Consider the following 22,681-nt stretch of genomic DNA (forward strand, 5'->3'; position numbering starts at 1 on the left):
CGCACTCCGCACCGGGCGCGGGCCCGGCCTGCTGATCAGGTAAGCAGGCCGGTGCAACCGCCCCGCAGCCGTGGACACGTTACGCCGACTCGGAGTGGGAGCGCTCCCACAATACTCTCGATCCCCTCCTGCCACCACGGTCGCGTTCACAACCTGACACGGGGCAGCCCGCCGGAGAAGCAAGAGCCCGCGCCTGAGGCTCCTCTGTAATGAATTCGCGTTCATCTCTTGACACCCGCACCCGCCAGGCAGCAACCTTCCGGCAACGATGTGGGAGCGCTCCCATCCAGGGGTGCGACAGCGGCTTTCACATCAGGTCCGGGCGGGCCCCTGGCCGAGCCGCGAACAACCCGCCGGACCCCATGGCGCACAACGGGCAGCACCTTGGACGAGGAGAGTGGAATGCGTACTTCCAGCAGCAGACACGGACGCGGACGCCGCACCGTGATCAACGCGGTCGCCGCGGTCGCCGTCGTAGCGACCGGTACGGCCCTGCTCACCGGCTGCGGCGGTGACAGCGACAAGGGCAAGAGCGACGGCGCGGCCGGCGGCGAGCAGATCACGCTGCGGATCGGTACCTTCGGTTCCTTCGGCTACGACGACGCGACCGGGGCCAAGCTCTACTCCGAGTACACGAAGGCGCACCCGAACATCAAGATAGAAGAGTCGAACGTCGCGGACGGCCAGAAGTACTGGGACACCCTCAAGCTGCGCCTCTCCCGCGACAGCGGCCTCGCGGACATCCAGGCCCTGGAGGTCGGCTACATCGCGGAGGCGACCGGACCCGCCATGGCCGACAAGTGGACCGACCTCGGCAAGACGGGCGGCGCGGACGTCGGCGCCTTCCTCGACTGGAAGGTCAAGCAGGCCACGACGGGCGACGGCAAGGTGATCGGCCTCGGCACGGACATCGGCCCGATGGCCATCTGCTACAACAAGGACCTCTTCGCCAAGGCCGGCCTGCCGACCGATCGCGCCGAAGTCGCGGGGCTCTGGGCGGGCGACTGGGCGAAGTTCATCCAGACCGGCGAGGCGTACAAGAAGAGCGCCCCCGAGGGGACCTCCTTCCACGACTCCGCGAGCGGCCTGTTCAACGCCGTGATCTCCAGCGAGCCCGTGCAGTACGCCAACGCCAAGGGCGAGCTGGACTACGAGAACAGTCCGGGCGTGAAGAAGGCCTGGGACACCGCCGTGGCGGCGGCCAAGGGCGAAATGACCGCGAAGCTGCGCCAGTTCGACGAGAAGGGCACGTGGAACGCGGCCATCAAGAACTCGAAGTTCGCCACCGTGGCCTGCCCAAGCTGGATGACGGGCATCATCAAGGACCAGGCGGGCCCGGAGAACCAGGGCAAGTGGGACATCGCCGCACCTCCCGTGGCCGGGAACTGGGGCGGCTCCTTCCTCGCCGTCCCGAAGTCGGGCAAGCACACCAAGGAGGCGGCCGAACTCGCCGCCTGGCTCACCGCTCCGGCCCAGCACGCCAAGGTCTTCGGCGTGAACGGCAACATCCCCTCCTCCAAGGACACCCTCAGCTCTCCGGCGGTGCAGGGCGCGAAGCTGCCGTACTTCGGTGACACTCCGGTCGGCAAGATCTACTCGGAAGCCGCGGCCGGCATCACGCCCGCCCCGATCAGCCGCTGGGACGGACAGGTGAAGACCTTCCTCACCGACAACGGCATCCTCGACATCGAGCAGCGCGGCACCGATCCGGCGAAGGCGTGGGAGAACGTCAAGAAGCTGGTCGCTGACAAGATCGACAAGTAGCGGGGCACGCGGCGGCCCGCCCCCACCGCCTCCCCGCGGGTGACGGGTGGCGGCGGGCCGCCGCCGTCCGCAGAACCGCAGCACAGCAGCACAGCAGCACCGCACGCATCGACCTGGAAGGACGCCCCCGTGGCCACCTCCGTACGGGCGACCAGCGGCGGCTCCCCGCCGCCCGCCGCACATCCCCCGGCCCCCAGCACCGGCTCCCGCAAGCAGTGGCCCTCCGGCCGGGGCGGACTGCGCAGCACGCTCTACCGCCTGGACCTGAAGGCGGTCCCCTACGTCTTCCTCGCCCCCTTCTTCCTCACCTTCGCGGCCTTCGGACTCTTCCCCCTGATCTACACGGGCTGGCTCTCGCTCCACCGGGTGGAACTCGGCGGCAGCGCGCAGTGGAAGGGGCTGGAGAACTACACCTCCCTGGCGGGCAGCGAGTTCTTCTGGAACGCCCTCGCCAACACCTTCACCATCGGTGTGATCTCCACCGTTCCCCAGCTGCTGATGGCCCTCGGCTTGGCCCACCTGCTCAACTACAAACTCCGTGGCCGCGGTTTCTTCCGCGTGGCGGTGCTCGCCCCGTACGCCACCTCGATCGCGGCGGCCACCCTCGTCTTCGCGCAGCTGTTCAACACCGACTACGGGCTGATCAACACGGCGCTGGGCTGGGCCGGCTTCGAGCCGGTCGCCTGGGAATCCTCCAAGTGGCCTGCTCAGATCGCAATTTCGGTGATCGTGACGTGGCGCTGGACCGGCTACAACGCCCTCATCTACCTGGCCGCGATGCAGGCCGTACCCCAGGACCTCTACGAGGCGGCCGCGTTGGACGGGGCTTCGCGCTGGCGCCAGTTCCTCAGCGTGACCATCCCCTCGATCCGGCCGACGATCCTGTTCACCGTCATCGTCTCGACCATCGGGGCCACCCAGCTCTTCGGCGAGCCGATGCTCTACGGCGGCAGCGTCGGCATCAGCGGCGGCAGCGGCAACCAGTTCCAGACGCTGAGCCTGCTCATGTACGAGAAGGGCTGGGTGACCGGCGCGCTGGGCCAGGCCTCCGCCATCGCCTGGGTCATGCTCCTGCTCCTGCTGCTCATCGGCGGCCTCGAGGCGCTGGTCTCCCGCTCGAACCGCAGCCGCAGCCGCAGCCGCGACCGCAACCGCGCCGGCCGCATCAGCACGAAGGCGGGGAGCTGAACCCATGGGCCGCACACTCGACACGACCGCAGCCGCCCGGGCGCCGCGCGCCAGGCGCCTTCGCCCGTCGGCCGGCCGCCAGCACCACGCCGGACCGCTGACCTACGTCCTGCTCGGCCTCGCCGCCCTGGTCTCCCTCTTCCCCCTGTACTGGAACCTGGTCGCCGCCTCCCACACGGGCGAGCGCGTGGTCAAGGCTCCGGCCCCGCTCCTGCCCGGCCCCCGGCTGTTCGACAACCTCTCCTTCGCCTGGAACCAGGTCGACATGGGCGAGGCACTGGTCAACACGACGATCGTGGCCGGGCTCGTGGCCCTGTCCACCGTCCTGTTCTCCACCCTTGCCGGCTTCGCCTTCGCCAAACTGGCCTTCAGGGGCAAGGGGGCGCTGCTGGCGCTCGTCGTGGCCACTATGACGATCCCGCCGCAGCTCAGCGTGATCCCGCTCTACCAGATCATCACCGACCTCGGCTGGGTCGACCAGCTCCAGTCGGTCGTCCTGCCCTCGCTGGTCGCCGCCTTCGGCGTGTTCTTCATGCGCCAGTACCTCATCGAGGCCCTGCCCGTGGAGCTGGTGGAGGCGGCGCGGATGGACGGTGCGCACAGCCTGCGCATCATCTGGCACGTGGTGTTCCCGGTCGCCCGGCCAGCGATGGCAGTCCTTGGAATGCTCGTCTTCGTGCAGGCATGGAACGACTTCTTCTGGCCGTTCATCGCACTGACCCCCGACGGGAACCCCACCCTGCAGGTGGCCCTCGCCGGCCTCGGCGCGGGGAACCACACCGTCGACCAGGCCGTCGTCCTGACGGGGGCGCTCATATCCACCCTGCCGCTGCTGCTGGTCTTCGCGGTCCTCGGCAAGCACATCGTGGGCGGCATCACCGCAGGCGCCGTCAAGAACTGAAGGCGTCCGTCGAGACGGCCGACCCGTCGGTCCGTTCGCACACCCTGCCTTCCGCCACCGCTTCATCCGGCATGGCTTCATCCGGCACCACTTCACCCGGCACCGCTTCATCCAAACCCGCGTTGGGAGCGCTCTCCTATGACCGCGTCCGAGACCCGGCCACTCACGGCCACCCGCACCTTCCCGCCCGACTTCCTGTGGGGCACGGCCACCGCCGCGTACCAGATCGAGGGCGCCGCCCGAGAGGACGGCCGGACCCCGTCCATCTGGGACACCTTCTCCCACACCCCCGGCAAGGTCTTCGAAGGCCACACCGGTGACGTGGCCGTGGACCACTACCACCGGTACCCCGAGGACGTCCGTCTCATGTCGGAACTCGGCCTGGGCGCCTACCGGTTCTCCGTCTCCTGGTCACGCGTTCAGCCGACCGGCCGGGGCCCCGCCGTCCAGAAGGGGCTGGACTTCTACCGCCGGCTCGTCGACGAACTGCTCGCCGCCGGCGTCACACCCGCCCTCACCCTCTACCACTGGGACCTCCCCCAGTACCTGGAGGACGCGGGCGGCTGGCCCGAGCGCTCGACCGCGGAGCGGTTCGCCGAGTACACCGGCCTGGTGGCCGACGCCCTCGGAGACCGGGTGAAGCACTGGATCACCCTCAACGAGCCCTGGTGCAGCGCGTTCCTCGGCTACGGCTCCGGCGTCCACGCCCCCGGCCGTACGGACCCGGTCGCCGCCCTGCGCGCCGCCCATCACCTCAACCTCGGTCACGGCCTCGCCGTCCAGGCCCTGCGGGCGGCGCTGCCCGGGGACGGCCAGGTCGCGGTCTCCCTCAACCTCCACGAGGTTCGCCCGCTGACCTCCTCGGCCGACGACCGGGAGGCGGCCCGGCGCATCGACGCCGTCGGCAACCGGATCTGGCTCGGACCGATGCTGGAGGGCGCCTACCCCGAGGACCTCCTCGCGGACACCGCGCACCTGACCGACTGGTCCTTCGTCCGGGACGGCGACACCGCCACCGTGCACCAGCCCCTGGACCTGCTCGCCGTGAACTACTACACCCCGACGGTCGTCTCGCACGCGGCGCAGGGCACGGCGGTGCCGCAGGACGACGGGCACGGCAACAGCGAGCACTCGCCGTGGCCCGGAGCGGAGGGCGTGGCCTTCCACCGGGCGCCGGGTGAGCGTACAGCGATGGACTGGCCGATCGACGCGGGCGCCCTGTACGACCTGCTGACCCGGACCGCCGCCCGGTACCCCGGGCTTCCGCTCGCGGTCAGCGAGAACGGCGCGGCGTACGAGGACGAGGTCGGCCCCGACGGCACGGTCCACGACCCGGAGCGCGCCGCCTACGTCCACGCCCACCTCGACGCGGTGCACCGGGCGATCACGGACGGGGCGGACGTGCGCGGCTACTTCCTCTGGTCGCTGCTGGACAACTTCGAGTGGGCCTACGGGTACGCCAAGCGGTTCGGCGCCATCCACGTCGACTACGACACCCTGGAGCGCACACCCAAGTCGAGCGCGCACTGGTACTCCCGCGTGGCCCGGACGGGAGAGCTGCGCGCTCCCGGCGAGGCGTAGGGCCTGTCGTCAAAGTCCCGTCTGCCCCGCGGGCGACGACGCGACTTTGACGGCAGGCCCTAGTGCTGTGGGACGCGGGCGTCACGGCCGACTTCGCCCATCCAGAGCACGAGTTGAACGGCTACCGGCTGATCATCGCCCCGTCCTTGTTCCTGCTGTCCGACAAGGGAGCCGATACCCTGCGCCGTTACGTCGAGGGCGGCGGCACGCTCCTCGTCCAGCACCCGAGCGGATTCGTCGATGAACGCAAGCACGCCAGGCTGGGCGGCTATCCCGCGGCCCCGCTGCGCGAGGCGCTGGGCATCAGCGTCGAGGAGCACCGGCCGCTGCGGACGCCTCCTTCAGCAGTCGGCCGACCAGGGCGGCGTAGTCGGCGTCGTCCAAGCGGGTGGAGAGGTACCAGCCCTGGCCAGCGCCGGAGCGGTGCCGAGTCAGGACCGGGCTGCCCGCCAGCATGCTGTGGGTGCAGGTGGCGAGCGTCTGTGCGCCCTCCGTGCGCAGGGACTCGCTCCAGACCGAGCCGTGCGACCCGTCCGACAGGGTGATGCGTTCGTCCAGATGGGCCGGCACGCGGTCGACCCGTCTGACCGCCAAGCGCGACGGCCGCGGAACCGATGAAGTCGTCCTCATCGCCCCTTGACGTCCGCGGTTCCGGAGTGGGAGTCGGACGTCCGAAGGAACGAGAACACCTGGTTCGACCCGTTGGTGCCCTTGTAGACGTTCCAGTTGTGGCCGCCGAGCGAGACGGTGGCCTGCCAGGTGCCGATCGGGCCGACGGCACCGTTGCAGTTGACCCAGAGCATGATCTCGTACGGGTGGTCGGTGTCCCAGATGTCGTACGAGGTGTTGTACGCACCGGACGACGGGACGATGACGTTGCAGCTGCTGGCGCGCCAGCCGAGGGAGTCGATCGTCTTGTTGATCGTCTTCGTCGAGTTGGGGGTAGGACTTGATGCCGCCGATGTTGGGTGGTTCGCCCAAACACCCCAGCTGATGCCGGAATTGGCCCAGATACGCGGGTTGCGCGCTGCAACTGTTCCAGGTGCGCCGGCTGCTGGAACCGCGGGCGACCGGGGCTTGCCGCTGCCCTGCTGACGCCGCAGGACCTCCAGGAACTGCGCGACATCCTCGACAGGTCCCAGGCCGCCACCACCGTGGAGGAGTTCGTCGCCCACGACATCGCCTTCCACCTCAGGATCGTCGAAGCCGTCGACAACCCGGTGCTCTCGATGCTCCTGCGGGTCCTCTCCACACGTACCCCGCGCGTCCGCATCGTCCGCGGCAGCCGGACCCGTGACGCCTTGGACAGCGCCCACCGGGACCACGAGCAGATCCTCGGCGCGCTGCAGTCCCGCGACGCCCTGCCGACCGCCGCCGCGGCGACGGTCCACATCACGGCCATGGAGCAGTGGCTGGCCGCCAGTCTGAGCGACGACGCACTGCGGGCGATCGACGGCTGACCGCGCCGGCCCATCCGACCCTGCTCCACCAGACGCCCCCTATCGGGCCGGCAGGCGGCCCGGGTCGGCGATGATCTGTCGGACGGTCGACCATGCCGCGCCCAGCACCGGTCCGCGCCGGCCCAGGGCGGAGGGGCGTACCGCCTCCGGGGTCCAGGGCCGGACGGTGATCCGGGCGGCGAGTTCGGCGCGGATGGACGGGAGGAGCCAGTCGGCGAGTTCGGCGTAGGCGCCGCCCAGCACGAGGGCGTCCGGGTCGATCAGGTTCACCGCCGAGGTGAGGGCGAGGCCCAGGGCCCGTCCTGCTCGGTCCAGGGCGCGCAGGGTCGCCGCGTCCCCGGCGCCTGCCCGCTCGGCCAGCAGGGCCACCGGGTCGCCGACGTGCGCGAGCCCGGCCTCGCGCAGCACGGCCGCTTCGCCCGCGTACTGCTCCAGGCAGCCGCGTGCCCCGCAGGCGCAGCGGGCGCCCTCTGGGTGGACCGGCAAGTGGCCGAGTTCGCCGGCGAAGCCGCGGGCGCCGCGGAACAGCTGCCCGCCGACGACCAGTGCGGCACCGATTCCGGCCTCGGCGGAGACGTGTACGAAGGTCTCGGCGGGGTGTCCCTGGTGCCACTGCTCGGCCAGCGCCCCGAGGTTTGCCTCGTTCTCCGGCTCGGGCACGGTGTCGGGGTCGGGCCAGTGGTCGGCGGGGCGGACGGCTCGCCAGCCGAGGTTGGGGGCGTGTCCGACCAGCCCGCTCGGCTCGTTCGGCACCACCCCCGGCACGGCCAGGACCCGGCCCGCGACGCGCAGGCCGAGGGCGGCGGCCTCGGACTCCGCCTCGGCGCCCAGCGCGGCGGCCTCCGCCAGCACCTGCCCGGCCGGCCGGCCGGCGTTCGCCCGTTCCACCCGGCGCCACACCCGGGGTTCACCGCGCAGGTCCACGACGCACGCGGCGAGATGGGTGACGCCGATCTCCAGGCCGAGGCCCGCGGGACCCCGATCGCTCAGCTGCAGTGCCCGTCCGGGGCGGCCGACCCGTCCGCTGGGCGCGGTCTCCGTCTCGGTCAGCGCTCCGCGACCGATGAGCTCGTCGACCAGGGAGGAGACGGCCGGCCTGGTCAGGCCCGTGTGGCCGGCGACGTCCGCGCGGGAGAGCGGGCCGTGTGCGGCGACCGCGCCGATCACCACCGCGAGATTCCGCCGGCGCATCCCCTGCTGCGAGGCGGGCGCGGCCTCCGCGCCCCCGCTCGCCCTGCCTATCCCCGCCATTGAGCCGACCCTCCTATCGTTCTACCGGCGCGACCTCCTGCAAGGCCCGCGCCCGCCGCAGCGTACTGGTGATCCGTTCGAGCGTGTCGTCGTCACGGGTCACGGGTTCCAGCACCCGGCCCGCGGCGGTCCCCCAACGCCGGGCGACGGCGTCGGCGGGCTCACCCGTGAGCAGTGCAGCGGCCTGGGCCGCGGCCCCTAGCGCGACCGGTTCCCGGACCTCGGGCACCCGGACCGCTCGGCCGGACAGCCGCAGGACAGTCCGCTGCCAGGCCCTCCCGCGGGCTCCGCCACCGATCAGCAGCAGTGGTTCGTCGGGGGCGGGGTTCTCGCCTCCGGCGCGCAGCACGTCGTCCAGGGCCGCAAGCAGGGCGTGGGTGGCGCCGTCGTAGGCGGCCTGGAGCAGCTGGCCCGGCGTGGTGTCGTGGCGCAGGCCGTGGATCAGGCCGGAAGCGCCCGGGAGGTCCGGAGTGCGCTCGCCGTCCAGATAGGGAAGGACCACCGCCGTGCCGCCTGCCTCGACGTCCTCGCGGTCGCGTCCGACGAGGGCGGCGAAGCGGTCGACGGCGAGGGTGCAGTTGAGCGTGCAGGCCAGCGGCAGCCAGGCGCCGAGGGCATCGGCGAAGCCGGCGACGGTTCCGCTCGGGTCGGCGGGCCGGGTCCGGCCGACGGCGTAGACGGTGCCGGAGGTACCGAGGCTCAGCACCGGGCGTCCGGGGGTCAGGCCCAGCCCGAGGGCGGCGGCCATGTTGTCACCGGTCCCGGTGGCCACCAGCGCGCCCTCGCGCAGTGGCATCCCGGCCCGGACGGCGCCCGCCAGGGCGCCCGGCGGGAGGACCTGTGGCAGCAGCCCGGGGTCGAGGCGGATCCGGCCGAGGACGTCCTGGTCGTAGCCGTCCGGGCCCCACCAACCGGTTCCCGACGCGTCACCGCGGTCCGTCACCGCCTCGCCGGTCAGCCGCTCCGTCAGAAAGTCGTGGGGAAGGCGGACAGCCGCGACGCGGTCGGCGGCGGCGCGCTCGTTCGCGTGCAGCCAGGCCCACTTGGCGGACGTGAAGGCGGCCGTCGGGACGCTGCCGGTGCGACGGGCGAGCTCTGCCGGGCCGAACGCGGCTCCGAGTTCGGCGGCCTGTGGAGCGGAGCGGACGTCGTTCCACAGCAGCGCCGGGCGCACCGGCCGGCCGGCCGGGTCGAGGGTGACCAGGCCGTGCTGCTGGCCGGCGATCGAGCATGCGGCGGCGCGATCCGCCCAGCCGGTGCGCGCCATGGCCTCGCCGAGCGCCCGCCACCACTGCTCGGGGTCACTCTCGCGTCCGGCGCCCGCGCTGACGGCGTGCGAGGCGCGGCCCTCGCCCAGGACGGCGCCGGTTTCCAGATCGACGGCGAGGGCCTTGGTGGACTGGGTCGAGCTGTCGACACCGATCACGACACGCTGAGCAGCCATGCGTTCCTCCGGTGGGGTTCCTTCTGGCGTCTCGGCATACTAATTTGTTTTTCGTCATTACAAATAGACCTCGGCCTGATCCGGAGCGCCTCATGACCAGCGACCCGCTCGCCCCCACCCCCGCGCACAGGTTCACCTTCGGCCTGTGGACCGTCGGCTGGCAGGGCCGGGACCCCTTCGGTGACGCCACCCGGCCCGTCCTCGACCCCGTCGAGACAGTGCAGCGGCTGGCCGAACTCGGCGCCTACGGCGTCACGTTCCACGACGACGACCTGATCCCCTTCGCCGCCGGCGAGGCCGCCCGCGAGCAGGCGGTCAAGCGCTTCCGCACCGCACTCGACACGGCCGGGCTGAAGGTGCCGATGGCCACCACCAACCTCTTCACCCACCCGGTCTTCAAGGACGGCGCCTTCACCGCCAACGACCGGGACGTGCGCCGGTACGCGCTGCGCAAAACGATCCGCAACATCGACCTGGCCGTCGAGCTCGGCGCCTCGGTCTACGTCGCCTGGGGCGGCCGCGAGGGCGCGGAGTCTGGCGCGGCCAAGGACGTGCGCACGGCCCTCGACCGGCTGAAGGAGGCCTTCGACCTGCTGGGGCAGTACGTCGAGAACCAGGGTTATGACCTGCGCTTCGCGATCGAACCCAAGCCCAACGAGCCGCGCGGCGACATCCTGCTGCCCACCATCGGCCACGCCCTGGCGTTCATCAACGAGTTGGACCGGCCCGAGCGGGTCGGCCTCAACCCGGAGGTCGGCCACGAGCAGATGGCGGGACTGAACTTCCCGCACGGCATCGCCCAGGCCCTATGGCACGGCAAGCTGTTCCACATCGACCTCAACGGCCAGACCGGCATCAAGTACGACCAGGACCTGCGCTTCGGTGCGGGCGACCTGCGCCAGGCCTTCTGGCTGGTCGACCTGCTGGAGTCGGCCGGCTACGACGGCCCCCGTCACTTCGACTTCAAACCGCCGCGCACCGAGGACTCCGCCGGCGTCTGGGCCTCGGCGGCCTCCTGCATGCGCAACTACCTGCTCCTGGCGGAGCGTTCCCGCGCCTTCCGGTCCGATCCGGAGGTCCTGGCCGCGCTCGCCGCCTCCCGACTGCCCGAGCTCGCCCTGCCCACCGCCGAGGACGGCCTGGCCGGGCTGCTGGCCGACCGGTCCGCCTTCGACGAGTTCGACGTCGACGCCGCCGCCCGCCGCGGCATGGCCTTCGAGCAACTGGACCAGCTCGCCCTCGAACACCTCCTCGGCGCCCGCTGAGCCGGTGTGCCCATGAGCCCGGGCCGTGGCGTTCCGCGGCCCGGCTCCGCCACGAGGTGACCGCCGAGCCTGTCGTTCGGATCAGGCCGCCCGGCTCAGGCCGGGTGGGCGAGGCCGGCCTCCGGGGTGCCGGCGGGCTGGGCGTGCACGGCTCCGGCCGGCCCGTCGTAACACGCCGCTGGCCGCGCCGCGGCGCCAAGCTCTTCGACACGTCGACGGGGAAAGGGCCCCTCCACCCTGAGAACCGAAAGGAACCGCATGACCTTTGCGAGCGGAGGGCTCGCCGCGTGCGGGGCGCCCCGGGGCGGGTACCTCGCCGGGAACTCCCCCGAGTTGAAACGGGGCACCTCCTCGATGAGGCAAAATGTTAGCGCTCACATTCTTCCTGTCAAGGAACCCCTGGAGGCATCGACAGAGTGCGACCGGCGCGACGGAGAGCCTGGGCCGATGCGGCGTCAGCGCCGGGTCCGATGGTGCCGGCTCAGGACGGCCGACGGGGCCCGCGCTGCGACGCAGCACCCTCTCGGGCGGCATCAGCACGCGGGTGCGGGTGTGCGCCGCCCTCCAACGCCTCGACGAGCAGTTCCGGGGCCGGGCGGTCGAGCTCGCCGAAGCTTGGCGCATGGCGGCCAGGAGCGGGGCGAAGTAGGCGGCCTCAGGAATGTCGTCGAAACCCGACGACGCTGATGTCGCCCCGGATCGAGCGACCGGACTCGTGCAGGGCGCGCAGCAGGCAGAGCGCCATGCGGTCGTTGGCGCAGAAGACGGCGGTGACGTCGCCCAGTTCGACGGTCCGGAAGCCCGACTGGTAGCCGGCCCGCGCACTCCAGTCGCCGCGCTCGACAAAGCCGCAGAAACCCCAGAAGCCCCAGAAGCCGTTTGCGGTCATCATGCCCGGACGCACCCGATGCAGAGGTGCCCCGCCGAGGCAGCTGAACGCCTGCGGCGTTGTTGGCCCAACGGTGATCCGAACAGACCCTTGACGGCACTCTTGTGAGCGTTAACACTCAGGTATCGCCAGGCCGGAGCCGCTGCAAAACCGGACTTCGCACAGCGCGAGGAAACGACTCACGGCCGGCCCCCGCTCGACCGCTTCCGGTTCTCCCAGCCGGGTCGCACTGTGCCGGTCGCGGAACATCACTGGAGGAACTGTGCGGAAGCTCTCAGCGAGCCTTGTCACCCTCGGCCTGACGCTGTCGCTGGCAGCCTGCGGTCAGAGCGCCAACGGAGCAGGCGAGGGCGGGGGCGGCGGGGATGCCAAAGGCGGCCTCATCGGCATCGCGATGCCGACCAAGTCGTCGGAACGCTGGATCAACGACGGCAACAACATGGTCCACGAGTTCCAGGCCAAGGGTTACAAGACCGACCTCCAGTACGGCGACAACGTCGTGGAGAACCAGGTCGCCCAGGTGGAGAACATGATCACCAAGGGAGCCAAGCTGCTGGTGATCGCCGCCATCGACGGTTCCTCGCTCACCAACGTGCTACAGAAGGCCGCCGACGCCCACATCCCCGTCATCTCCTACGACCGGCTGATCCGCGGCACCGGGAACGTCGACTACTACGCGACCTTCGACAACTACAAGGTCGGTGTCCTCCAGGGCAGTTACATCGTCGACAAGCTCGGCCTCAAGGACGGAAAGGGGCCCTTCAACATCGAGCTGTTCGCCGGCTCACCGGACGACAACAACTCGACGTTCTTCTACAACGGCGCAATGAGCGCCCTCAAGCCGTACATCGACGACAAGAAGCTGGTCGTGCAGAGCGGCCAGACCTCCCTCAACCAGGTCGCCACCCTGCGCTGGGACGGCGGTCTCGCCCAGTCCCGGATGGACAACCTGCTGAGCAAGTCGTACACCGCCGCCCGCGTCGACGCCGTGCTCTCGCCGTACGACGGCATCTCGATCGGCATCATCTCCTCGCTCAAGGGCGTCGGCTACGGCGCCGGCCAGCCGCTGCCCGTCGTTACGGGCCAGGACGGCGAGCTGGCCTCGGTGAAGTCGATCATCGCCGGCGAGCAGACCCAGACCGTCTACAAGGACACCCGCCAACTGGCCAAGGTCGCAGTCCAGATGGGCGACGCCCTGCTGACCGGCGGCAAGCCCGAGGTCAATGACACCAGCCAGTACGACAACGGCGTCAAGACCGTACCGGCGCAGCTGCTCCAGCCTGTCAGCGTCGACAAGGAGAACTACCAGAAGGTCCTGGTGGACAGCGGCCAGTACACCACGGACCAGCTCAAGTAGCCCACGGGGCCAGAGCGAAGGGGCCGACGACGCCGAACCGGCGGTGCGGCGCCCGGGAGACCGCCCGGCACCGCACCGCCCCGACGATACGGATGCACAACCATGGCCCGACCCGTTCTCGAGATGCGTTCGATCAGCAAGACGTTTCCCGGTGTCAAAGCTCTCTACGAGGTCAACCTGACCGTCGCCGCCGGTGAGGTGCACGCCGTCTGCGGCGAGAACGGCGCCGGCAAGTCCACGCTGATGAAGGTACTCAGCGGGGTCCACCCTCACGGCAGCTATCAGGGCGAGATCTACTTCGAGGGCGATCCCTGCCGATTCCGGGACATCCGGGCCAGCGAGCAGCGCGGCATCGTGATCATCCACCAGGAACTCGCGCTGGTGCCCTACCTGTCCATCGCCGAGAACATCTTCCTCGGCAACGAGCACGCCACCCGGGGCGTCATCAGCTGGCACAAGACGCTGACCCACGCCGCCGCACTGATCCGGCAGGTCGGGCTCGACGAGAGCCCGCACACCAGGATCGCCGATCTCGGCGTAGGGAAACAGCAGTTGGTCGAGATCGCCAAGGCGCTCGCCAAGAGGGTCAAGCTGCTCATCCTGGACGAGCCGACGGCCGCCCTGAACGACGAGGACAGCCGCAAGCTGCTCGACCTGATCCTCGGACTCAAAGCCCAGGGCATCTCCTGCATCCTCATCTCGCACAAACTGAACGAGATCGCCCGGGTCGCCGACGCCGTCACCATCCTGCGCGACGGGCAGACCATCGAGACCATCGCGATCGGTCCCGAGGGCATCTCCGAGGAGCGGATCATCCGTGGCATGGTCGGCCGCGACCTGGACCACCGTTACCCCGAGCGGCAGCCCTACTCGGCACCAGGGGCGGAGATCGGCGAGGTCGCCTTCGAGATCGAGGACTGGAGCGTCCAACACCCGATCGACCACCGGCGCAAGGTGGTCGACGGCGTCTCGCTGAACGTCCGTCGAGGCGAGATCGTCGGCATCGCCGGCCTCATGGGCGCCGGCCGCACCGAACTGGCCATGAGCGTCTTCGGCCGCTCGTACGGACGGTGGACCGGCGGCCGGGTGCGGCTGCACGGCCGGGAGGTCCGTACCCGGACGGTGCCGGAGGCGATCGGGCACGGCATCGCGTACGTGACCGAGGACCGCAAGCAGCTCGGCCTCAACCTCAACGACGACATCAGCCGGAACATCTCGCTGAGCGCCCTCGGCAAGGTCGCCCGGCGGGGCTGGGTCGACCGGCCTACGGAGGCGCGGATCGCCGAATCGTTCCGGCGGACCATGAACATCAAGGCCCCCTCGGTGTTCGCGGAGACCGGCAAGCTCAGCGGCGGCAACCAGCAGAAGGTCGTCCTCAGCAAGTGGATCTTCGCCGAGCCGGAGGTGCTGATCCTCGACGAACCCACCCGGGGCATCGACATCGGCGCCAAGGCGGAGATCTACACCGTCATCGCCGAACTCGCCGCCCAAGGCAAGACGGTACTCGTCATCTCCTCCGAACTCCCCGAGCTCCTGGGCCTGTGCGACCGGATCTACACCATGGCCGAAGGCCGGATCACCGGTGAGGTGACCCGCGCGGACGCCACCCAGGAATCCCTCATGCGGCTCATGACCATGAGCCCCGCATACCCCGACAAGCAGGTGTGAGGCATGGCCCAGACCAAGACCAACCCACAGACCACGCCCAGCACACCGCAGACCGACCGGCGTGTGTCGGCCGGTGCCGTACTGGCCCGAGCGCTGCGCGGCAATCTGCGCCAGTACGGGATGCTGCTCGCGCTGGCGCTGATCGTGCTGCTGTTCCAGTTCTGGACTGACGGCATTCTGCTCCAGCCTCTCAACATCACCAATCTGATCCAGCAGAACAGCTACATCCTCATCCTGGCCATCGGCATGATGATCGTCATCATCGCCGGGCACATCGACCTGTCGGTCGGTTCGCTCGCCGCCTTCGTCGGGGCCGCCGCCGCGGTGATGATGGTCAAACACCACGCGCCGTGGCCCGTGGCGCTGGTGGCCGCGCTGCTGATCGGGGCTCTCGCCGGAGCCTGGCAGGGGTTCTGGATCGCCTATCTCGGGATCCCCTCCTTCATCGTCACGCTGGCCGGCATGCTGCTGTTCCGCGGTGGGACCCAGATCCTCCTGCAGGGCCAGTCGGTGGCGCCGTTCCCCAAGGGCTTCCAGAACATCAGCAGCGGCTTCCTCCCCGCCGTCGGCCCCCACACCGACTACCACAACCTCACCCTGCTGCTGGGCCTCGTGGTCTTGGCCGTCGCGATCCTGCAGGAGGTGCGCGGACGGCGGCGGGCCGCGTCGTACGGGCTGGAGCCGCTCCCGGCCGGGCTGTTCCTGGTGAAGCTCGGCGCGATCACCGTGGCCGTGGTGGCCTTCACGCTGCTGCTGGCCAGCTACCACGGAGTGCCGATCGTCCTGCTGATCCTCGGCGTCCTGCTGGTCGGCTTCGGATACGTGATGCGCAACTCGATCCTCGGCCGGCACACCTACGCCATCGGCGGCAACGAGGCCGCGGCGAGGCTGTCCGGGGTGAAGAGCAAGCGGGTCGTCTTCCTCGCCTTCGTGAACATGGGCGTCCTCGCGGCCCTGGCCGGGATGGTCTTCGCCGCGCGGCTCAACGCCGGTACGCCGCAGGCCGGCATCAACTTCGAGTTGGAGGCGATCGCCGCCGCCTTCATCGGCGGCGCCTCCGCGAGCGGCGGTGTGGGTACCGTCCTCGGTGCGCTCACCGGCGGTCTGGTGCTGGGCGTGCTGAACAACGGCATGTCGCTGGTCGGCGTGGGGACCGACTACCAGCAGGTGATCAAGGGCCTGGTCCTGCTGGCGGCCGTCGGCTTCGACGTCTACAACAAGCGCAAGGTCGGAGCCTGACCTCGCCCCTCTCCGGGTCGGTGACACCGTCCGCCCGCGGGAGGGGCCCCTACGGTGACTTCAGCTCCTGCGGCTCCGCCCGCGCTTCGACCATCCGCTCGAAGAAGAACTCGTGCTTGAGGCAGGAGACGTCGTACTCGTGACCCGGGTATGGAGGGAGCAGCTGAGCGGCCTGGATCAGCCGCCGGCCCGCGCGGAGCGCGGCCACCCCCGACCCGTACGGCGGCTCGTCGCTGTCGCCCGTGGTTGGCGAGGTGCATCCCGTGCCGTCGTCACCATGTCTGCGTGCGCGGTGTGGCCGCAGGCGACGCAGTGGAACTTCTCCTGGACGAGCCGCCCGCGCTCGCCGCCGTCGGCATCGGCATCGGCATCGGCGTGCACGGCCCGGCCGGCCACGTGGACGTGTTTTGCCTTCCGGACCTCAGGCAGCTCCATCTGTACGACTACGAGGCCGGGCTTGACGGTGGACGGCACGGAGTACGCGATCCGCCCCGGCCGGGGCAGCCTGGTACCGCCCGGCGCCGAGGTCCGCTATCGCTACCGGGGCCGGTGGTCCCCACACCGCTACGTCCACTTCCGCCTGGGCTCAGGTGGAACTCCCCACAGCATTCCGGCAATCCAGCACGCCGGCTTCGACTCGCGGGTTGACCGCCCAGTTGCGGCAGGCACTGGCCGCCTGGCCAAACACCCCGGCACGGGCCCGCGGCCGAAGTGGGGGCCGCCCTGTGGCGGGTCGCCCAGCTCGCACCCGCGAGGGAGCGGAACACACAGTCCGCTCATCCGGCGGTCACGGCCGCCGTGGCCCTGATCGAGGCGCGGCTGGGGCAGCCTCTGACGGTGCCGGACATCGCGGTGGCGGCGGGCCCGCGGATGGAACGGGCGCGCCCACTTCCTGCAGGCCACCACCCTCTCCGTCCCCGCCGTCGCCGCATCGGTCGGCATTCCCGACCTCCAGGCGTTCAACAAGGCTTGTCGCCGCGCGCTCGGAGCTTCTCCGCGCGGCATCCGCGCCGCCCAGTCCGGTTCCCCGCACTCCCCCGCCCCGTGACCCGACCGGCACGGGACGCGGCTGCCGGCCCGCCCCGCAGGACCCGCCGCCCCCGCTTCCTCCCCGTCGGCAACCTTTCCGCATCCTGCGGCAACCCAGCAGCGCACCTCGACTCGGATCTTCGAACGGACGGACATGCAGACTGCACGGCAGGCCGCGCGGCAGCGCAGGCAGAGACAGAGACTGATGGGGTACGCGACGGTGCTGCTGACCGTCGTGGGGGTCCTCGTCTGCCTGGTGACGACCATGCGCCCAGGCCCCAAGTCCGAGGCCGCGGCCGAGGTCAGGGCCGACGTGGCGGCCACCGCCGCCACCGGGGCGGGAGCCACGCCCCAGGCGCCGACGAGCCCCGCGCCCTCGACGGACAGTTCGCGAGCGGCGCCCGCCCCGACCGCGGCCACGGGGACGACCGCCGCGGGGCCACCGCCTTCGGCGGAAGCGCCCCCGGAGCCGGCGTCGACCACGGCGCCATCGGCCGGACGCATCCAGCCGGATACCACCTACAGGGGCGTCGCCACCGCCTACGCCGCCGCCGACGGCAACGGCGCCTGCCTGTTCGGCCCGAGCGACGACCTCATGATCGCGGCCATGAACACCACCGACTACGAGTCGTCCAGGGCGTGCGGCGCTTACGTGCGCGTCCGCACGGCGAGCGGCGCCTCGATCACGGTCCGGATCACCAACGAATGCCCGCTGCCCTGCGCACCCGGACAACTGGACCTCAGCGAACAGGCCTTCGCGAAACTGGCCGATCCCAAACTCGGCCGTATCCCGATCACCTGGAGCCTGCTGAGCCCCTCGGCCCCCGGCACGATGTCCATCCGGTACAAGACGGGGTCCAGCCCCTACTGGTGCGGCATCCAGGTGATCGGCCACCGGAATCCGGTCGTACGGCTGGAAGTGCGCACCACCAAGGGCTGGCGGAGACTTCCTCGTACCGACTACAACTACTTCCTCTCCGCCGACGGCAGCGGGTGCGGCGGCGCGATGAGGATCACCGACATCTACGGAGAGCAGCTGACGGTAGAGGGGACCGCGCTGCTGCCGAACGTCGCACAACCGACCCGGGTCCAGTTCGCCCCGCACTGAAACCGCGCCGCCGCGGACGGCGGATCCACGGTGGCGCACGGGAGTGCCCCTTGATCGACCGGGCCCTGGTACGCTGCCGCCCGAATGTTAACGCACACATTTTCGGAGGGGGCGACCGACGGACATGGTCCCCGATGACGCGTCCGCGGAGTTCCACGACTTCTTCGAACGCCACTACGCCGGACTCGCCCGGTTCGCCCATCTCCTGACGGGCGAGTCGGACGGCGGCGACGATCTGGCCGCGGACGCCCTGATCGCCCTGTGGCAGCGCTGGGACCGGCTGCGCCAGGCCGAGTACCCGCTCGCCTACGCCCGTGGCGTCGTCGCCAACCTGGCCCGGTCACAGATCCGCAGCGCGGTGCGCGAGCGCCGCCGGATCGCCCTGTTCTGGTCCCGCGGTGCGGAGCCGTCGGACGGTCCGGACGTGGCCTCCGTGGTGGACATCCGTACCGCTCTCGCCCGGTTGCCGTTCCGGAAGCGGGCATGTGTGGTCCTGCGGCACGCCTTCGACCTGTCGGAGAAGGACACCGCGCTGGCGCTCGGCATATCCGTCGGTACGGTGAAGAGCCAGACCTCGAAGGGGATGGCCGAACTGGAACGGATGCTGGGCAGCACAGGAGCGCCCGGGGAACTTTTGACGGGGAGGAGGAGCCGTTGAACGAGGAACTCGCCCGGCGGCTGCGCACGGCCGCCGAGGCCCATCAGCCCGACCGCGCCCGGATCCTGGCCCGTGTGGAACGCGGCATGTCCGGCGCCCCCGCCCGTCGACGCCAAGCGCCGGGCGCGCGGCCCTGGCGCGGGGTCGCCCTCGCCTCCCTCGCCACGGCCGGCGTCCTGGCGGTCGGCGGCTTCGCCGTCGCCGCCATCGTCCAGTCACCGCCGGCCCGGCCGGACGTCCCGGCCACCCCCGCCGCGCCGTCCGCCTCCCCCGCGCCCTCCGCGCCGTCCGCGTCCGGGGCCCCCCGCTCGACCCCGTTGGCGCCCACCACCGGCGGCTCGACCGCGCCGGACCACTCGTCCCCGACGAGCCCCGGCCCCGCGGCGTCAGGCGGCGCCGGCCCGGCCGGGCCCGGCGGCGCGCGCGTCCAGGACGGGCCGTTGCGGTCGGCCGGCTCCTTGGCCGCGAACAGCAACCCCTACTGGGCGCAGAGCGACATCACTCTCAAGACCACCGAGCCGCTCACCGCGCTCACCGTGGAGCTGCGCATCACGCAGACCGGCGGAGTGCAGAGCACCGGCGGCTGGCGGACGCTGCCCGCGGACGACTTCACCGTCACCGTCCGGGACGAGGGTGCAGCCGTGGTCTACCGCTGGATCCTCAAGCCGGGCCGTACGGTCCCGACCGGGCAGCACGTCTTCGCCGGCCAGTACAACCACGCCGCCGGCGAGCGCGAGGCCGGACTCGACGGTTACCGCGTCGACGCAAACGGTCCCCGCGGCGCCCTCTCGGTCTGGGGCGGCTTCTCCCCGGCACGATGAGGCCGTGCCCGCAGCCATCGGGCTGAGCGGGCGCGGCCCCGGCGATGTGCGGACGTACCGCCAGTGGCCCGTGGGGGGCGGCTCCCATCCGCCGCCCACCCACGGGCCAAGGCGATCAGGACAGGTCGCCGTACACCACGCCACGGCCGTAGCCGCCCAGGTAGACCCGGCCGTACACGTCGGGGTCGCCGCTGATGACGCTGATGGCGCTGCCACCGAACTGGTGCTGGTCGTCGTTGATCCGGACCCAGGCCGAGCCGCCGTCGGTGGAACGGAACAGCCCTGCGACGCCCTTCACCTTCCCACTGAGGTAGAGCGCCTGGTACCCGGCGCCCGGGGCCGGCTTGCCGAAGCCGACGGCGGTCGCCTGCTCCACGCCGCCCAGCTTGCCGAAGCTCTTCCCTCCGTCGGTGGAGTGCAGCAGTCCGCTGCCCGCGCCGGCGATCCACAGGTCACCGGCGATGCCGGGAACCGCCTTGAGCTCCCCGGCGCCCAGGCCGGTGGCCCGGGCGGTGAAGTGCTTCCCGCCGTCGGTGGAGACATACAAGGTGCCGCCGCTGAGGGCGTAGAAGGTGTTCGCCGCCGAACGGTCGGCCACCACGGCCGCGTCGTTGCGCAGACCGGAGGCCGCCGCCCAGGTCGAGCCACGGTTGGTCGAGTAGAACGGAACCTGGCCCGCGGGGGTCCACACCACGGTGGCGCCGTCCGCCGAGACGGCCACGGAACCGCCGCCCGCGTCGGGCACCGGCGCCGCGGCGAACGGTGCCCAGTCGGCTCCGCCGTCGGTCGAATAGGCGCCGTGCTGCGCGCCGCCGAGACCGACCCGCACCACGAACTGCGGCATCGACTGGGCGAAGTCGATACCGGTGGTGTTGGTGAACTGCGGTCCGGAGAGCGCCTTGGCGGGCACCTTGGTGAGGTCCTCGTGCCGGAACCCGCTGACATCGCCGAGGGCACTGATCAGGGGAAGACCAGGGGGCTTGACCAGTCCGAGCGTCGCGGTCTCCTCCAGGCCCCTGGCCGGGATGGTCCAGTGCGTCGCCCGCCCGGTGTCCGCCGCGGTCACGTCGTTGCTGCCCCATATCCCCGATCCGGTGCCGTACAGCACGTGCCCGGAATCGAAGGGGTCGATGGCCAGGGCGCCCATCCAGTGACCGATGCCGGTGCCCACGTAGGGCGCCGCAGAGCTGTCCCGCACCGAGGTCGCGCCGAGCGCCTTCCAGGAGGCGCCGCCGTCGGCCGACCGGTAGATCTCGTCCGAGGGCCACCAGCGGTCCAGCGTGGTGACCATGACCGTGGACGGGTGCTGCGGATCGACCGCCAGGCCCGCGAAGCCGTAACCGCCGCTGGACGGCGAGATGTTCTGCCAGCCCCCGGTGGACGGCGTGTACTTCCACACCGAACCAGCCGTCACGCCGTTCGGGCCCGGCGCGTTGGTGTAGGTCAGGTACAGCGAGCCGTCACCGGACAGCACTCCGTGCTGCGGCAGCTGCCCCTTCGGCTGGCCGGGCACGGCCTGCCAGGTGCTGCCGCCGTCGGTGGAGCGGTACAGCGAGGTGGTCTTGTCGGCCACCCCGACGTAGATCGTCCGGCTGCCGGACGGGCCGAAGGTCACGAAGGAGAGACCGACTCCGCTGCTCGCACCGTCCTTCACGGGGAAGCCGGCGACCTGGCTCCACGTCACGCCGTAATCGGTGCTGCGCCAGAGCCCGTTCTTGCGGGTACCCAGATAGAGCGTGCGGTGGTCGGACGGGTCCACCACCAGCCGCTCGCCCATGGACCGGCCGTCCTCGTTGCCGCCCAGTTTGAACGGCAGGTCGGTGCGCTGGAACGTCCTGCCCTGGTCGGAGGAGCGCAGGATCGCGCCGTTGCCGGCCCAGTCGTTGGTGTAGGTGCCGCTCGCGAGGTACAGGCGGTTCGGGTCGACCGGGTCGGTCGCCAGGCTCTCGATCCCCAGCAGGTTCCAGTCGGCTCCGCCGATCCAGTCGGTCAAGGGGGTCCAGCGTGCGGCGGTCGTGTCCCAACGGTAGGCGCCGCCGATGTCGGTCCGCGCGTACAGCAGGTCCTTGCGGGCGGGGTTGAAGACCAGCCCGGTGACGAACCCGCCACCGACGATCTGCGCGTTGTGCCAGGTGTACCCGGCCGGGCCGCCCACCCTCACCAGCTTCCACCGCTGATTGCTGCTGCCCTGGTCCGCGTACTGGATGAGCGGCACGCCGTCGCCGCGGGAACCACCCCACACGTCCAGCACCATGCCGCTGCTCCGGGAGACGATCTTCACCGCCGCGCCGCCGACGTCCTCGATCTTCCACTGCTGCGCGGCGGCACCGTGGTCGGACTGCTGCTCGACGGCTGCCGCCGACTCTCTGGAGGCACCCCGCACACCGAGGACCTTCTTGCTGCTGCGGTTCTCCAGCTCGTAGTAGCCGTCCCGCGTCGGCCTCAGCCGCCATTGCTGACTCGCGGCACCAGCCACGCGGCTCTGCTGCCGTGTCCAGGCGCCGTCCGAGGTGTCCGCGCCGGGCACGTCCAGCACCTTGTCGCTGCGCACGGACACCACTTCGTAGTAGGCGTCGGCATCCAATGTCGCGGCCTCCGAGTCGGCCTGCACGAACAGCAGGTAGGGGCCTAGCACACCGGGCACACCCAGCGCCAGACCCATCGTCGTCCAGCGCCGGCGGTGTCGGCCACGCGTACGTCGCTCGCCACCGGCCGCGTGCGTGCGCCGATCGCGACCGTGGGCGGTGGGATCCGTCTCGTTCATGGGGGGTTGCTCCTTGCTCCGGGCCTGCCTCGCCCACCGCTCAGGTCAGCGGTGCGCAGCGGCATGCGGCGCCGTGATCGGACGATCCGTGGGTGTGATCGTCTTCGGGTCGCCCGTCAGTCGCCACAGCTCCGCAAAAGGTTGCCGACCGCCGAAGTCTTCCTCGGAACACTGACGGCCTGGCTCAGCGCCCGCAGATGGTGCTGGCGTAAGCACGAGGCTGGTACCACACGGGTGTCACCGCGGCACGCCGGCGCACCGAGCAGCACCGCTCCGGCGTGCCGGATCTGCCCC

General features: G+C 70.9%; 17 protein-coding genes and 3 pseudogenes. 13 read left to right on the forward strand and 7 right to left on the reverse strand.

From position 1 onward, the window contains the following. Positions 1 to 402: 402 nt before the first annotated feature. The 5 genes and pseudogenes from OHT74_RS00835 to OHT74_RS00855 form a co-directional block, all read left to right on the forward strand. Positions 403 to 1,764 (forward strand): ABC transporter substrate-binding protein, encoded by a 1,362-nt coding sequence (locus tag OHT74_RS00835; RefSeq protein WP_328618910.1) that lies wholly within the window; start codon positions 403 to 405, stop codon positions 1,762 to 1,764. A gap of 129 nt (positions 1,765 to 1,893) precedes the next feature. Then, a complete protein-coding gene (locus OHT74_RS00840) occupies positions 1,894 to 2,952 on the forward strand; it encodes a carbohydrate ABC transporter permease (protein ID WP_327364237.1) in 1,059 nt (352 codons plus the stop codon). A gap of 4 nt (positions 2,953 to 2,956) precedes the next feature. Continuing rightward, positions 2,957 to 3,853 (forward strand): carbohydrate ABC transporter permease, encoded by an 897-nt coding sequence (locus OHT74_RS00845; protein WP_328618911.1) that lies wholly within the window; start codon positions 2,957 to 2,959, stop codon positions 3,851 to 3,853. Between the two features lie 138 nt (positions 3,854 to 3,991). Continuing rightward, positions 3,992 to 5,434, forward strand: a complete 1,443-nt coding sequence (locus OHT74_RS00850) for a GH1 family beta-glucosidase (protein ID WP_267002816.1) — start codon at positions 3,992 to 3,994, stop codon at positions 5,432 to 5,434. A 62-nt stretch (positions 5,435 to 5,496) separates the two neighbouring features. Then, positions 5,497 to 5,706 (forward strand): annotated as a pseudogene (locus OHT74_RS00855) (beta-galactosidase trimerization domain-containing protein); the annotation flags it as partial. Positions 5,707 to 5,737: 31 nt separating this feature from the next. Here the strand turns inward: OHT74_RS00855 and OHT74_RS00860 are convergent. Beyond that, positions 5,738 to 6,004 (reverse strand): beta-galactosidase trimerization domain-containing protein, encoded by a 267-nt coding sequence (locus OHT74_RS00860; protein ID WP_328618912.1) that lies wholly within the window; start codon positions 6,002 to 6,004, stop codon positions 5,738 to 5,740. A gap of 68 nt (positions 6,005 to 6,072) precedes the next feature. Continuing rightward, a pseudogene (locus tag OHT74_RS00865) lies at positions 6,073 to 6,447 on the reverse strand (GH12 family glycosyl hydrolase domain-containing protein); the annotation flags it as partial. Between OHT74_RS00865 and OHT74_RS00870 the strand changes: the two are divergent. Next, positions 6,403 to 6,894: a FadR/GntR family transcriptional regulator gene (locus OHT74_RS00870; RefSeq protein ID WP_328618913.1), complete on the forward strand. Its 492-nt coding sequence runs from the start codon at positions 6,403 to 6,405 to the stop codon at positions 6,892 to 6,894. The pseudogene OHT74_RS00865 and the gene OHT74_RS00870 overlap by 45 nt on opposite strands. Before the next feature lie 39 nt (positions 6,895 to 6,933). Here OHT74_RS00870 and OHT74_RS00875 read toward each other — a convergent pair whose 3' ends face one another. Both OHT74_RS00875 and xylB read right to left on the reverse strand, forming a co-directional pair. Beyond that, the gene (locus OHT74_RS00875) at positions 6,934 to 8,145 is read right to left on the reverse strand and encodes an ROK family protein (protein ID WP_328618914.1); all 1,212 of its coding nucleotides are present in this window, start codon (positions 8,143 to 8,145) and stop codon (positions 6,934 to 6,936) included. 13 nt (positions 8,146 to 8,158) lie between these two features. Further along, complete coding sequence (gene xylB, locus OHT74_RS00880; protein WP_328618915.1) at positions 8,159 to 9,589, reverse strand: xylulokinase; 1,431 nt, start codon at positions 9,587 to 9,589, stop codon at positions 8,159 to 8,161. A gap of 92 nt (positions 9,590 to 9,681) precedes the next feature. Here xylB and xylA point away from each other — a divergent pair, with 92 nt between their 5' ends. Continuing rightward, positions 9,682 to 10,854 carry a xylose isomerase gene (xylA, locus tag OHT74_RS00885; RefSeq protein ID WP_328618916.1) on the forward strand — a complete coding sequence of 391 codons (1,173 nt, stop codon included), beginning with the start codon at positions 9,682 to 9,684 and terminating at the stop codon, positions 10,852 to 10,854. Between the two features lie 655 nt (positions 10,855 to 11,509). Here the strand turns inward: xylA and OHT74_RS00890 are convergent. After that, on the reverse strand, positions 11,510 to 11,746 hold the full coding sequence (locus OHT74_RS00890; RefSeq protein ID WP_328618917.1) for a substrate-binding domain-containing protein: 237 nt from the start codon (positions 11,744 to 11,746) through the stop codon (positions 11,510 to 11,512). A gap of 259 nt (positions 11,747 to 12,005) precedes the next feature. Between OHT74_RS00890 and chvE the strand changes: the two genes are divergently transcribed. From chvE to mmsB, 3 genes are all read left to right on the forward strand, one after another. Then, entirely contained in the window at positions 12,006 to 13,100 is a 1,095-nt protein-coding gene (gene chvE, locus OHT74_RS00895; RefSeq protein WP_328618918.1) for a multiple monosaccharide ABC transporter substrate-binding protein, read from the forward strand. Between the two features lie 102 nt (positions 13,101 to 13,202). Continuing rightward, the gene (gene mmsA / locus OHT74_RS00900) at positions 13,203 to 14,768 is read left to right on the forward strand and encodes a multiple monosaccharide ABC transporter ATP-binding protein (RefSeq protein WP_328618919.1); all 1,566 of its coding nucleotides are present in this window, start codon (positions 13,203 to 13,205) and stop codon (positions 14,766 to 14,768) included. A 3-nt stretch (positions 14,769 to 14,771) separates the two neighbouring features. Then, positions 14,772 to 16,007 (forward strand): multiple monosaccharide ABC transporter permease, encoded by a 1,236-nt coding sequence (mmsB, locus tag OHT74_RS00905; RefSeq protein ID WP_328618920.1) that lies wholly within the window; start codon positions 14,772 to 14,774, stop codon positions 16,005 to 16,007. Positions 16,008 to 16,056: 49 nt separating this feature from the next. Here the strand turns inward: mmsB and OHT74_RS00910 are convergent. After that, a pseudogene (locus OHT74_RS00910) lies at positions 16,057 to 16,278 on the reverse strand (hypothetical protein); the annotation flags it as partial. A 963-nt stretch (positions 16,279 to 17,241) separates the two neighbouring features. On the opposite strand from OHT74_RS00910, the gene OHT74_RS00915 reads away from it, so the two are divergent. From OHT74_RS00915 to OHT74_RS00925, 3 genes are all read left to right on the forward strand, one after another. Then, positions 17,242 to 18,144 carry an expansin EXLX1 family cellulose-binding protein gene (locus tag OHT74_RS00915; RefSeq protein ID WP_328618921.1) on the forward strand — a complete coding sequence of 301 codons (903 nt, stop codon included), beginning with the start codon at positions 17,242 to 17,244 and terminating at the stop codon, positions 18,142 to 18,144. Between the two features lie 124 nt (positions 18,145 to 18,268). Continuing rightward, positions 18,269 to 18,802 (forward strand): SigE family RNA polymerase sigma factor, encoded by a 534-nt coding sequence (locus OHT74_RS00920; RefSeq protein ID WP_328618922.1) that lies wholly within the window; start codon positions 18,269 to 18,271, stop codon positions 18,800 to 18,802. Continuing rightward, positions 18,799 to 19,623, forward strand: coding sequence for a hypothetical protein (locus tag OHT74_RS00925; protein ID WP_328618923.1), 825 nt, complete (start codon positions 18,799 to 18,801; stop codon positions 19,621 to 19,623). Before OHT74_RS00920 ends, OHT74_RS00925 begins: the two co-directional genes overlap by 4 nt. A gap of 115 nt (positions 19,624 to 19,738) precedes the next feature. On the opposite strand, the gene OHT74_RS00930 is transcribed toward OHT74_RS00925, so the two are convergent. Beyond that, entirely contained in the window at positions 19,739 to 22,285 is a 2,547-nt protein-coding gene (locus tag OHT74_RS00930) for an RICIN domain-containing protein (protein ID WP_328623231.1), read from the reverse strand. Positions 22,286 to 22,681 lie beyond the last annotated feature (396 nt).

The organism is Streptomyces sp. NBC_00354 (assembly GCF_036106915.1).
In the GTDB taxonomy this organism is placed as follows: Bacteria; Actinomycetota; Actinomycetes; order Streptomycetales; family Streptomycetaceae; genus Streptomyces.

Bases quoted from the DNA above. Each gene is read 5' to 3' on its own strand.
- OHT74_RS00915 (WP_328618921.1), top strand. From the start codon at position 17,242: ATGGGGTACGCGACGGTGCTGCTGACCGTCGTGGGGGTCCTCGTCTGC.
- xylB (WP_328618915.1), bottom strand. From the start codon at position 9,589: ATGGCTGCTCAGCGTGTCGTGATCGGTGTCGACAGCTCGACCCAGTCC.
- OHT74_RS00890 (WP_328618917.1), bottom strand. From the start codon at position 11,746: ATGATGACCGCAAACGGCTTCTGGGGCTTCTGGGGTTTCTGCGGCTTT.
- xylA (WP_328618916.1), top strand. From the start codon at position 9,682: ATGACCAGCGACCCGCTCGCCCCCACCCCCGCGCACAGGTTCACCTTC.
- OHT74_RS00850 (WP_267002816.1), top strand. From the start codon at position 3,992: ATGACCGCGTCCGAGACCCGGCCACTCACGGCCACCCGCACCTTCCCG.
- mmsB (WP_328618920.1), top strand. From the start codon at position 14,772: ATGGCCCAGACCAAGACCAACCCACAGACCACGCCCAGCACACCGCAG.
- mmsA (WP_328618919.1), top strand. From the start codon at position 13,203: ATGGCCCGACCCGTTCTCGAGATGCGTTCGATCAGCAAGACGTTTCCC.
- OHT74_RS00845 (WP_328618911.1), top strand. From the start codon at position 2,957: ATGGGCCGCACACTCGACACGACCGCAGCCGCCCGGGCGCCGCGCGCC.
- OHT74_RS00835 (WP_328618910.1), top strand. From the start codon at position 403: ATGCGTACTTCCAGCAGCAGACACGGACGCGGACGCCGCACCGTGATC.
- OHT74_RS00920 (WP_328618922.1), top strand. From the start codon at position 18,269: ATGGTCCCCGATGACGCGTCCGCGGAGTTCCACGACTTCTTCGAACGC.
- OHT74_RS00875 (WP_328618914.1), bottom strand. From the start codon at position 8,145: ATGGCGGGGATAGGCAGGGCGAGCGGGGGCGCGGAGGCCGCGCCCGCC.
- OHT74_RS00930 (WP_328623231.1), bottom strand. From the start codon at position 22,285: ATGGGTCTGGCGCTGGGTGTGCCCGGTGTGCTAGGCCCCTACCTGCTG.